Annotated in this window: 11 protein-coding genes; 8 read left to right on the forward strand and 3 right to left on the reverse strand. The window is 64.0% G+C overall.

The features are described 5' to 3' along the window. Positions 1 to 428 precede the first annotated feature (428 nt). Entirely contained in the window at positions 429 to 1,541 is a 1,113-nt protein-coding gene (locus BOO71_RS09140) for an asparaginase (RefSeq protein WP_075831629.1), read from the reverse strand. A gap of 313 nt (positions 1,542 to 1,854) precedes the next feature. On the opposite strand from BOO71_RS09140, the gene hspR reads away from it, so the two are divergent. Both hspR and BOO71_RS09150 read left to right on the forward strand, forming a co-directional pair. Further along, the gene (gene hspR, locus BOO71_RS09145) at positions 1,855 to 2,559 is read left to right on the forward strand and encodes a heat shock protein transcriptional repressor HspR, fused homodimer type (RefSeq protein ID WP_075831630.1); all 705 of its coding nucleotides are present in this window, start codon (positions 1,855 to 1,857) and stop codon (positions 2,557 to 2,559) included. A gap of 314 nt (positions 2,560 to 2,873) precedes the next feature. After that, complete coding sequence (locus BOO71_RS09150) at positions 2,874 to 3,713, forward strand: metallophosphoesterase (RefSeq protein WP_075831631.1); 840 nt, start codon at positions 2,874 to 2,876, stop codon at positions 3,711 to 3,713. A 42-nt stretch (positions 3,714 to 3,755) separates the two neighbouring features. On the opposite strand, the gene BOO71_RS09155 is transcribed toward BOO71_RS09150, so the two are convergent. After that, positions 3,756 to 4,409, reverse strand: a complete 654-nt coding sequence (locus BOO71_RS09155; RefSeq protein WP_254843099.1) for a hypothetical protein — start codon at positions 4,407 to 4,409, stop codon at positions 3,756 to 3,758. 30 nt (positions 4,410 to 4,439) lie between these two features. On the opposite strand from BOO71_RS09155, the gene BOO71_RS09160 reads away from it, so the two are divergent. From BOO71_RS09160 to BOO71_RS09185, 6 genes are all read left to right on the forward strand, one after another. Continuing rightward, positions 4,440 to 5,561 carry an alpha/beta hydrolase family protein gene (locus BOO71_RS09160; RefSeq protein ID WP_075831632.1) on the forward strand — a complete coding sequence of 374 codons (1,122 nt, stop codon included), beginning with the start codon at positions 4,440 to 4,442 and terminating at the stop codon, positions 5,559 to 5,561. A gap of 314 nt (positions 5,562 to 5,875) precedes the next feature. Next, positions 5,876 to 6,880: a LacI family DNA-binding transcriptional regulator gene (locus tag BOO71_RS09165; RefSeq protein WP_075831633.1), complete on the forward strand. Its 1,005-nt coding sequence runs from the start codon at positions 5,876 to 5,878 to the stop codon at positions 6,878 to 6,880. 72 nt (positions 6,881 to 6,952) lie between these two features. Beyond that, on the forward strand, positions 6,953 to 7,969 hold the full coding sequence (locus BOO71_RS09170; protein WP_083653290.1) for a sugar ABC transporter substrate-binding protein: 1,017 nt from the start codon (positions 6,953 to 6,955) through the stop codon (positions 7,967 to 7,969). A 139-nt stretch (positions 7,970 to 8,108) separates the two neighbouring features. Further along, positions 8,109 to 9,089 (forward strand): ABC transporter permease, encoded by a 981-nt coding sequence (locus tag BOO71_RS09175; RefSeq protein ID WP_075831634.1) that lies wholly within the window; start codon positions 8,109 to 8,111, stop codon positions 9,087 to 9,089. 1 nt (position 9,090) lies between these two features. Beyond that, the gene (locus tag BOO71_RS09180) at positions 9,091 to 9,924 is read left to right on the forward strand and encodes an ATP-binding cassette domain-containing protein (RefSeq protein WP_075831635.1); all 834 of its coding nucleotides are present in this window, start codon (positions 9,091 to 9,093) and stop codon (positions 9,922 to 9,924) included. A 59-nt stretch (positions 9,925 to 9,983) separates the two neighbouring features. Further along, positions 9,984 to 10,535: a Uma2 family endonuclease gene (locus BOO71_RS09185; RefSeq protein ID WP_075831636.1), complete on the forward strand. Its 552-nt coding sequence runs from the start codon at positions 9,984 to 9,986 to the stop codon at positions 10,533 to 10,535. A 34-nt stretch (positions 10,536 to 10,569) separates the two neighbouring features. Here BOO71_RS09185 and sat read toward each other — a convergent pair whose 3' ends face one another. Then, complete coding sequence (gene sat / locus BOO71_RS09190) at positions 10,570 to 11,730, reverse strand: sulfate adenylyltransferase (protein WP_075831637.1); 1,161 nt, start codon at positions 11,728 to 11,730, stop codon at positions 10,570 to 10,572. Positions 11,731 to 11,738 lie beyond the last annotated feature (8 nt).

Here is an 11,738-nt window from a genome sequence, read left to right on the forward strand (position 1 = left end):
CCTGCTCAGCACCGTGGTCATGAAGAACCCATGTCGGTCATGATTCCAGCCTTCTACCTAGCGGTCTGGCCGGGTATTTTTCCAAATAAGGATTCCGCTTGCACAGTGGTGAAAGAACTGGGAAGCCCGACTGAATGGAGAAGGAAAGACGGTGACGGAGAGGAGTGGAGGCGCTGGAGCGAACGGAACGGATGGGCCGGAACCCGTTTTTCTCCTGCTCACTGCCTTGTCCAGAGCAGCGCCCATGACTGGTACAGCTCGCAGAGAGGACGCTATTCCTCTGCGGCGCAGCTCTGCGAGTCCCGTTCGTATTTCCAGGTGTTTCCAACATTTTTCAATCGGAGTCCATATGAGATGCCAGATGACCTGATGTTGAACGGCCCCTCGCCCGCAGAAGGGGGAAGGGGCCGTTCAGTCAGCTCTGCCGCTCAATACCGGTTGAAGTAGTCCTGAATCTTGTTCAGATCAGATGTTTTGGTCAGTGCCAGCATCAGCAGGATTCGGGCCTTCTGCGGATTCAGCGAATCGGTGGAGACATACCCGTTCTTGAAATCGTCTGGAGAGGGAGCCACGGTCCCGCTGCCCGTGCGGGTGGAGCGCGCGATGACCACGCCCTTGGCGACGGCGCTAGCGATGCTGGGCTTGGAGGCCGTCGAGATGGTGCCGTCCCCGGTTCCCGCCACAACGATGCCCCGGTCTCCCGCTGCGACGGCGGCGTCGTACATTGCGCCGCCGTTGCTCTGGTAGCCGTAGACGATTTCCACCGGGGGCAGGCTGGTCAGGTTGGTCACGTCAAATTCGGAATCTTTGGTGTGGACACGGGCAGGCTGGTTGTAGAAGTACGCCTTGCCGCCCACAAAGGCCCCCAGATACCCCTGCTCTGCCGACTTGAAGGTGTCCAGGGCAGTGGTGTTGGTTTTGGTGATAAACCGCGCCGCGCCGATGCGGTCATTGAGCAGCACCATCACGCCCTTGCCGCTGGCGTTGGGATCGGCGGCGAGTTGCACCGCCTCGTACAGGTTGAACGGGCCGTCGGCGCTGAGGGCCGATGACGGACGCATCGAGCCGACGACCACCACGGGTTTATCGCTCTTGACCACCAGATTCAGGAAATAGGCGGTTTCTTCCATCGTATCGGTCCCGTGGGTCACGATCACACCGCTGACGTCGGGCGAGGCCAGCAGCACATTGATACGTTTGGCCAGCGTCAGCAAAATCTCCGGGGTCACGTCCTGACTGCCGGTATTGGCGACCTGTTCACCCGTCACGTTCGCCACGTTGTTGACCTCTGGCACGGCGTTGATCAGGTTGTTGACCGTCTGGCTCAGCGAGTAATTCACCACCTGGGTATTGGACGCTGCCGAGGACGCGATGGTGCCGCCCGTCGCCAGGATCACCACATTGGGCAGGTTGGGCTTGGGCGCAGGTGCGGCAGCTGGGGCCGCTGGCGTCGCGGGCGCGGTCTGCGCCAGTGTGGTCAGCGGAGCGGTCAGAAGCAGCAGGGCGGCAGTGCAGAGCAGGGTGTGGCTGGAACGGGTCATGACACTCCTTGAAGTGGTGGCGCTGAGGTGGAACCGATGAGGGCGGAGGTGAACGGAAAGAAATTGCGTGGCAGACTTCTGAAAATCTCCTAACTTAAAGCTGCGATAGTTCTTTTTTTGCGTCTTGTAAAAATTTCTTTTGACAAAATGTAGACCTGGGGAAATCATAGCCGACGAATCCGGAAGGCTATGGACTCGTGGCCAGGAAACCTATACAGGCTGCGGAACGGCGCGGATGCCTGAGCAGCGCCTTCGCGTTCCGCCCTGCACTGCATTCTCATCAAGGTTGCTTCGGGTATACTCAGGCTAACTTATGGCCTCAGACTCTAAACATCGCCCGGTGTACGTGATCTCGGTGGCGGCGGAACTGGTGGACATGCACCCGCAGACGCTGCGCCTGTATGAGCGCAAGGGCCTGATCCGTCCGGGCCGCAGCACTGGCAAAACCCGCCTGTATTCCGAGCGCGACATCGAACACCTGCGTGAGATCCGGCGGCTCACCCAGGAACTGGGCGTCAATCTGGCAGGCGTCGAGGAAGTGATGCGCCTCCAGCACGAGCTGGATGACCTTCAGGGGGAATTCGAGGCCGAGATCACGCGCATCGAGGACGAGTTGCGGGACCGCGCCCTCGCGCTGCCCAGCAGCGAGGGTGGGCGCACCGATCCCCGGGACCGCCCGGTGTACGTCATCTCCATCGCCGCCGAACTGGTGGATATGCACCCGCAAACGCTGCGCCTGTACGAGCGCAAGCAACTGATCAGCCCAGGCCGCAGCAGCGGCAAGACGCGCCTGTACTCCGAGCGCGACATCGAACATCTGCGCGAGATCCGGCGGCTCACGCAGGAACTGGGCGTCAATCTGGCAGGCGTCGAGGAAATCATGCGCCTGCGCCACGAACTGGACGGCGCACGCTCGAATCTGGAGGGCAATGTGCGCCGCATCCAGGACGATCTGAGTGAGCGCATGACCAGACTGCGGACCCTGCCCTCCCCGGAAGACGGAGAAAGGGAAGACTGATCGGCTGGGAATCGTCTCTGTCCTGCGAGAGGGTACGGGCGGCGTGCAGAGTGGCGGGAATTGAATGAGGAGCCGGGTCTGGACGTTAGAAACGTTACACTTCTGAATGTGTTCAGCGGTCCTGCCCACCCAGAGACGTCTCCCGATGGCAACGTGCCAAGCTGGGGCGCGGCGCTGTCTCTGACCCGTGATTTCATGGGGATACCCACTGCGGGAGACGCTACCGGGGTGCGCTGTTGGCCGCCTTCTAGGGCCGTTTTCCCTATAACAGTTACCTGTTTTTCCACCCTGCAAGCCTGCTCTGAGGCCACGCCTTGAGGGAACTGTGGGTCATCGGGGACGTTCACGGCGCATATGGCAAGTTGCGGGCCATGCTGCTGCGCGCGGGGCTGATCGACTTCGATGGCGGCTGGACGGCTGGGGACGCGCATCTGGTCTTTCTGGGCGATTACGTGGACCGGGGGCCGAAGGGCATCGAGGTCATCCGCCTGATCCGCAGCCTGGAAGTGCAGGCCGCCGAATTCGGGGGCGCGGTGACGGCGCTGCTGGGCAACCATGAGGTCATGTTCATGGCGGCGCTGCTGTTCCGCCGCAGCGATCCCAAAGACGCGCTGGGTTTCCACGAATACTGGCAGAACAACGGCGGTCAGGAGCGCGATCTGACGCTGCTGGACCCCGGCGATCTGGCATGGCTGGAAGCCCGGCCTGCGGTGGCCCGGATCGATTCCTGGCTGCTGGTCCATGCCGACAGCCCGATGTACCTGCGCCTGGGCGAGAGCGTCGCAGAGGTCAACGATCATGTTCATGCCCTGATCCTCAAACGAGACGCCGACGCCTGGGGTGCGTTTCTGAATACCTTTGCAGACCGTTTCGCCTTCGCGCTGGGGGGCGGCGAGAAGGCAGCCCGCCGGATGCTGAAAACATTTGGCGGGGACCATCTGGCGCATGGACACACCCCCGTCTACGTGCTGCTCGACGAATACCTGCACGGCCCGACGCTGGGGGCAGGCGCGCCCATTCCCTACGCTGAAAGGCTGTGTGTGGCGATGGACAGTGGCATGGCCTACCGCGACGACGCTGGATTCATCGCCCGGCTGGATGAGGGAGGGATTGCCGAGGTGATCTCGAATCCGGGTGGGAATCCGCCGTACTGAGAATCAGCCGCACTGGGGTGGACTTCGCCCAGAACGCAGCCTCTACGTCTGGTGGTCCGCGTGATCGCGGCACAGGAAGGTGCCCAGCAGGTACTGTTCGCCGCCTTCCCGGTTCAGGTACGGCGTGATCAGGGCCATCAGGCCGCGCTGGAGGGCACGCGCCTCCTGCGGCGTGGCGCGGATCAGGTTCCAGCCGGAGAGGATCAGCGTGGCGTCGTCTGCCAGCGGGTCCCAGATCTGCCCGTCCGGCGAGGCGATCTCGTAGTACGTCTCACCCGAGGGCAGCGCGCCAGTGAGTGCCCCCCAGTCCGGGGCAAAGCCGTGCCGCACCGAGGCCGCGAAGCTGCGCTCGAAGCGGTGCAGTTGCGTCAGGCGGTTGCGCTCGCCGATCTCCTCCAGTCCCAGAACATGGAAGGGCACGAAGAATGTCGCGGGGGCGCGGTAATACCGGATCGCCCGGCCCGCCCGCCGCTGCTGCCGGGTTTCTTCCAGGAGACCCAGCGCCACGAAACGCGCGACGATTTTGTAGGTGGCCGTGATTCCCAGTCCCAGTCGGTGCGCGGCTTCCGAAATGCATGCCTCGTGGCCCATGAACGGCGCGAGGCGGCGCAATTCGTCACGGCTGGTAACCACCTCTGCCTGTCGCCGGTCCGTGATCAGGGTGTATGCCGGGCTGCTTCCCTGCTGGGCTTTCATGGCAAGCAGCCTAGCTCCTAGCCTGGAGGCATGAAACGCCTGCTGCTGTCTGCTGCCCTGAGCCTGGGTTCCGCTTTTGCTGGAGGAAACGAACCCGGCCCGGTCACCCAGGCATTGACCCTCGATTTTGGGGGTCAGGCCACCCACGCCGAACTGCTGCGCCCAGATGGGAAGGGGGCGGCCCCGCTGGTGCTGCTCGTGCAGGGCACCGGCCCCGAGGACCTGAACGGCAGCTTCCAGAGTTACGGCGGCAGGGTCCAGGGATCGCTGGGCACGCTGGCGCAGACGCTGGTCCGGCAGGGCTTCGCGGTGATGCGTTTCGACAAGAGGTACGCGGCAGCCACCTTCGATCCGAAAACCGCCCAGGCCGCGCAGGAAAGTTACGCCAAGCTGACCATGAAAGACCTGCTGGCCGACGCGGGGACGGCTCTGGAAACGGCGAAAAAGCAGCCGGGCATTGACGCGAAACAGGTGTTCATCTACGGCTGGAGCGAGGGCAGCGTGGTGGCGGCGTCGCTGGCGCAGGCGGTGGGCGCGCAGGGCCTGATCGTGCAGGGGCCGGTGGTGAATTCCTTTGCCGACGCCTTTACCCGCCAGTTCGAGCGGGTGGGACTGGCCTACCTGAAACCCTATGCCCCGGATGGCAAGATCAATCTGAAGGGTGTGGTGGCCTCGCTCTATGGCCCCGGCTCGGCCCTGGCGAGAACGCAGGGACAATTCCTGTTGGCCCGCGACAGCACCCCGGATGTGCCTAAACTTGCCGCCGTGCTGGACACCAACGGCGACGGCGGGATCGATCTGCGTGCCGAGGCATTGCCGATGGTCCGGGCGTTCTATGCCCAGAGCGTCACGCAGTCGCCCCTGTATGCGCCCGCCACGACGCTGCCCACGCTGGGTGAACTGGCCCCCACACTCAAAATTCCGGTGCTGATCTTGCAAGGCGAGAATGACGGCAACATCGATCCAGCCAGCACCCGGCAGTTGAACAGCGCGCTGGCCGCCGCTGGCAACACCAATCACACCCTCAAGCTGTATCCGGGGCTGGGCCACAGCCTCGGCCCGGCGAAGGACCTCACGCTGGACGACTTTGCCCCGATGGCGCGCGGGCCGATGAACGACATGGCGGCGTGGCTGCGGGCGAAGGTGCGCTGAACATTCTGGGCAACGGGTAAAACTTCCGCTGCACAGGGTTCCGGGGTGGTGACGGCGTCAATTGCCGCACGACTCCTGAACCTTGTGCCGGCAAAGGGAGATGCGGCGGTAGGCGACGGACACTGCCGCGTTCATCTGGTGTCCATGCCTCCAGACCCCTGTTCCCGGAAAGCAGAAGAAGAATAAGGGCTTGACAAATGCTCTGGGAGACCGCACACTGGCTGCATCTCAATGTAATCGTTTGCAATCAGTTTCCGCCGTAGGGAGCTGCCAATTTGATCTACCTCGTTCCCATAAAGGTGTAATCGTTTGCTATGTCGAGCATCCAGGATGTCGCTGCCCTTGCCAAAGTCTCCACGGCCACCGCCTCGCGCGCGCTGAGCCGCCCGGAGATGGTGGCCGACGGCACACGCAAACGGGTCATGAAGGCCGCGCAGCAACTGGGGTATCAGCCCAATGTGCTGGCCCGCAGCCTGCGCCAGCGCGAGACCCGCACGATTGGCCTGATCGTGGCCGACATCCTGAACCCCTTTCACGCGCTGCTGGCCAAGGGCGTACAGGATACCGCCGAGGAGCAGGGCTACGTGACGTTCCTGTTCAACAGTGACGAACAGCCGGAAAAGGAGGCGCGGGCCATCGATACCCTGCGCGGGCACCTGCCACAGGGCCTGATCGTGGTTCCTACCAGCGGCACGCGGGAACACCTGAAAACCCTGCCGAACTTGCCTGTGGTGGAACTGGACCGCGTGAGCGGCAATCCGCAGGCCAGCACCGTGACCGTGGACAATGTCGGCGGCGCGCGGGCGGCCACGGACCACCTGATCGGGCTGGGCCACCGCCGGATCGGCCTGATCGTGGGCCAGCAGGACATCAGCACCGCCGTGGAGCGTCAGGCGGGCTATCACGACGCCCTGAAAGCGGCGGGCCTGTCGCCGTGCCCAGAACTGATGCGCTCCGGGCAGCACCGCGAGGACGACGGCTCACGCGCCGCCACGGAACTGCTGTCCATGCCAGCCGGGCAGCGGCCCACTGCCCTGTTCGTGGGCAACAACGAGATGACCGTGGGCGCGGTCCTGGCCGCCCGCGAACTGGGCCTGCGGATTCCAGAAGACCTGTCCATCGTGGGTTTCGACGATTCGCGCTGGGCGCAGACCATGTTGCCGCCGCTGACCGTGATCGCGCAGCCCGCCTACGAGCTGGGCGTCCACGCCTGCGAGCAGCTTTTTGGCCTGCTGCGCGGGGCAGGCCGTCCAGCGCATCTGCAACTGTCCACCGAACTGATCATCCGCCACTCCACCGGGCCACCGCACCGTTCCTGACGCGGCCCGATTCGCAACGCTTCACGTCCGCCCTCCGGTTCCTTCGCCCCCATTCAACAAAGGAGATCCACCATGCGCTCAGTTCAAATCAAGAAGGCCAAGTTCGTTTTTGCTGCCGTTGCCACCGCCGCCGTCACCGTCACCGCCGCACTGGCCCAGAGCAGCCAGCCGGTCATCGGCCTGATCACCAAGACCGACACCAATCCCTTTTTCGTCAAGATGAAGGAAGGGGCGGGCGCGGAGGCCAAGAAGCTGGGGGCCAAGCTGCTGACCGGCGCGGGCAAATCCGACGGCGACAACGCCGGACAGGTCACAGCCATTGAGAACATGGTGGCCGCCGGGGCCAAGACCATCCTGATCACGCCCAGCGATTCCAAGGCCATCGTGCCTGCCATCGCCAAGGCCCGCGCCGCAGGCGTGATGGTCATCGCGCTGGACAGCCCCACCGAACCCGCCAGCGCCGTGGACGGCCTGTTCGCCACCAACAACTATCAGGCGGGCATCCTGATCGGGCAGTGGGCCAAGAAGACGATGGGCAGCAAGAAGGCCGTGATCGCCACCCTCGACCTGTTCCCTGGGCAGCCCGTGGGCATCGCGCGCCACAACGGCTTTCTGGAAGGCTTCGGCATGAAGGGCGTGACCAGCAAGACCACCGCGCAGATCAATGCGGGCGTGGCCTGCGCGCAGGACTCCTTCGGGGATCAGGCCAAGGGCCAGACCGCGATGGAAAACTGCCTCCAGAAGAATCCCGACATCAATCTGGTCTACACCATCAACGAACCCGCCGCCGCCGGGGCGTATCAGGCCCTCAAGGCCATCGGCAAGGAGAAGGACGTGCTGATCGTGTCGGTGGACGGCGGCTGCGCGGGCATTCGCAACGTCGAGGCCGGCGTCATCGGCGCAACCAGCCAGCAGTACCCCCTCAAGATGGCCTCGATGGGCGTCACGGCAGGCGTCAACTACGCCAAGACTGGCAAGAAGGTCAGCGGCTACACCGATACCGGCGTCACCCTGATCACCAACAAGCCCGTCAGCGGCGTCAAGAGCCAGGACGGCAAGTTCGGTCTGGCGAACTGCTGGGGCAAGTAAGGTTGAGCCGACCCTGACCTGTCACTCTCTCTGACCTGATCTCTGACCTGATTTCCCAACTTCTCCGGGCTACGGCACGCGGCCTCTCTGCCGCCGTGCGCCGTGGCTTTATGCCTTCCCATCCCAGGAGAACACCCTTATGACTGCATCTCCCGTTTCTGAAAAAGGTCGGCGCGGCTTCGTCCTCCCCAGCCTGAGCGTGCTGGGGCCACTGATCGCGCTGCTGCTGGCCTGCATCTTCTTTGCCACGCAGTCGGACCGTTTCCTCACCTCCCAGACCCTCTCGCTGGTCCTGAGCCAGATCTCATTCGTGGCCGTGATCGCCATCGGGCAGACGCTGATCATCCTGACGGCTGGGATCGACCTGTCGTGCGGGTTCATCATGGCCCTGGGCAGCATCGTGATGACCAAATTTGCCGTGGACTACGGCGTGCCACCCGCGCTGGCAATTCTGTGCGGCCTGGCCGCGACCACTGCGATTGGGGCGCTGAACGGCCTGCTGATCACCCGCCTCCGGTTGCCGCCGTTTATTGCCACACTGGGGATGCTGGGCATCGTGCAGGCCATCACCCTGATCTACTCCAACTCGCAGACGGTCAGCGGCTTGCCCAATGCCCTGAACTTCCTGGGCAGTACCTTCAAAATTGGGGGGACGCCCTTTACCTTCGGCGCGGTGCTGATGCTCGTTCTGTTCAGCGTGGCGTGGTTCTTCCTGACCCAGACCTCGCCGGGCCGTCACCTCTACGCGCTGGGCAACAACCCCGAAGCCGCCCGCCTGAGCGGGATCGCCACGACCCGTCTGCTGATCAGCGTGTACGCCACCGCCGGGTTGCTGTACGGCGTCGCCGCTTTGATTCTGGTGGGGCGTGTCGGTGCGGGCGACCCCAACGCCGGGCAGACCGAGAACCTGGAAAGCATCACCGCCGTTGTGCTGGGCGGCACCAGCCTGTTCGGCGGGCGCGGCAACGTGATGGGAACGCTGCTGGGCGCGGTCATCGTAGGCGTTTTCCGGGTGGGCCTCACACTCTCGGGCGTCAACAGCATCTATCAGGTCCTGATCACCGGCATCCTGATCATCCTGGCCGTCGCCACCGATCAATTCTCCAGAAGGAAGGCCTGATATGACCGCCGCACAGCATCAACAGCCCGGCCTGCAACCCTCCGTTTCCGCTCAGCCGCTGGTCATGGAGGCGCGTGGGCTGATCAAGCGCTACGGCAGCGTGACCGCCATCAACGGGGCAGACTTTCAGTTGCGCGCGGGCGAGATTCTGGCCGTGATCGGCGATAACGGCGCGGGCAAATCCAGCCTGATCAAGGCACTGTCGGGCGCAGTGGTTCCCGACGAGGGCGAGATTTTTCTGGACGGCCAACCCGTATCGTTCCGCAGCCCCATCGACGCCCGAAAGCAGGGCATCGAGACGGTGTATCAGGATCTGGCCGTGGCTCCCGCCATGACCATCGCTGAGAACCTGTTCCTGGGCCGCGAGATCCTGCGCCCTGGCCCCATCGCCCGCCTGCTGAAGATCATCGACAAGAAACGCATGTTCGAGGAAGCCACCGCCTACATGTCAGACCTGCAATTCGCCATCAAGAGCATGTCCCAGCCCGTCGAAACGCTGTCGGGTGGGCAGCGGCAGGGCGTGGCGGTGGCCCGCAGTGCGGCCTTTGCGCGCCATGTGGTGATCATGGACGAGCCGACGGCGGCGCTGGGCGTCAAGGAAGGCAACATGGTGCTGGACCTGATCCGCAAGGTGCGCGACAAGGGCCTGCCCGTGATCCTGATCAGCCACAATATGCCGCACGTCTTCGAGGTGGCAGACCGCATCCACGTCCATCGCATGGGCAAACGCGCCGCCGTGCTGAATCCCAAGAACATCAGCATGGCCGACACCGTTTCGGTGATGACTGGAGCGCTGCGGCCAGAGGATTTGAGCGCAGAGATGCTGGATCACTGAGCGATAAGCATCCCCTCTGACCCGCGCCGCCTGGACTGGGGCGCGGGTAAACTGTAGTTATGACCGAACCCGCTTACCGCACCTATACCGAGGAGGAATACCTGAACCATTCCGGCCCGGAAAAGGTGCGCTGGGAGTACGTGGACGGCTTCGTCTATGCGCAGGCGGGCGCGAGTTTGCCGCACAACCGCATCTCCACCAATATTCAAAGGGTGTTCGCAGCATCTTCATTGGACGGTTCGTGCTGGAGCTACGTGAGTGACCTCAAAGTTCGTGTCGTCCGCGACGGCAACCGCCGTTATTACCTTCCCGAGATCGTGGTGGTCTGCAACTCGAACATGGTGGGCGACGTGGAAACGCAGCCCTGCCTGATCGTCGAGATTCTCGGCGCCAGCACGCGCAATATTGATCTGACCTTCAAGGTCAGCGACTACCAGCGCATCGAGGGTTTGCAGGGCTACCTGACGGTAGACAGCGAGGCGCGCGGCGTGATCTTCTACCGCCGCACGCCGGAAGGCTGGCAATTTGAAACTGTGGACGAGTCGGTGGAGCTGCCCTGCCTGGGCCTCACGCTTTCAGTGCCCGAGACTTACCGCAACGTGGGTCTCTGACCCGCATCGATATCGCAGGCCCGCGCCATCTTCCTCAGTCGCCGGACCCCTGGTACGCCCGCCGCAACACTTCCGCCACTTCCGGGCGCGTGAATTCGGGCGGCAGGTTCTCGCCCGCGCGCAGTTTCTCGCGCACTTTAGTCCCACTCAAAACGAGGTGATGTGACGCGTCGTGCGGGCAGGTGCGGGGGCTGACCAGTTGGGCGCAGGACTGGCAATAGAAGGTGTGTTCAAACTTCAGGATGCGGATGCCCAGTTCCTCAGCGGAATAGGCGCTGAAGATGTCCTGCGCGTCGTAGGTGCCGTAGTAGCTGCCCACGCCCGCATGATCGCGCCCGACGATGAAATGCGTGGCCCCGTAGTTGCGCCGCGACAGCGCATGGGTGATCGCCTCGCGTGGCCCGGCGTAACGCATGGCGGCGGGGTAAACGCTCAGCAGGGTGCGGGCCTGCGGGTAATAGCGGTCCAGCAGCACCTCGTAGGCTTCCACGCGCACGTCGGCGGGCACGTCGTCGTTCTTGGTGGTGCCCACCAGCGGGTGCAGCAGCAGACCGTCCACCAGTTCCAGCGCCACCTTATGCAGGTATTCGTGTGCCCGGTGGATCGGGTTGCGGGTCTGGAAGGCCACCGTGGTGCGCCAGCCACGCGCCTCGATGACGGCGCGGACCTCGGCGGGCGTGCGGTGGTGCTGGGGAAACGCGCCGCGCGGCACTTCAAACAGCGTGACCGGTCCGGCCAGATTGATCTCGCCCTGCGCGTACAGCGCCGCCACGCCGGGATGGGCGGCTTCCTCGGTGCGGTAGACCTCGCGGGCCTCCCACTGCTTGCGGGCCTCGAATTGCTCCTGAACGTCAATCAGGCCCACCGCCGTGCCGTCGCGGGTCAGGACCACGCGGCCCCGCAGGTCACGGGCCTCGGCGCGGCCCACCGGCAGCGTGATGGGCAGGCTCCAGGGTGTGCCGTCCGCGAGGCGCAGGTGTTCCACCACGTTCAGGTAATCGGCCTCGCCCAGAAAACCCGTCAGCGGCGAGTACGCGCCCGTCGCCAGCAACTCCAGATCGGCGGCGCTGCGCTCCGACAGTTCCAGCCGGGGCAGACCTTTGAGTTCAGCTTCTGAAACGCGGTTCACCTGATGGACCAGCGTACCGCCCAGCGGCGTGGGAAGGGTGGTGACAGGGAAGGGCAGGGTGGGCATGATGGTCT

It is taken from the genome of Deinococcus marmoris (assembly GCF_001949125.1).
Taxonomy (GTDB): Bacteria; Deinococcota; Deinococci; order Deinococcales; family Deinococcaceae; genus Deinococcus; species Deinococcus marmoris_A.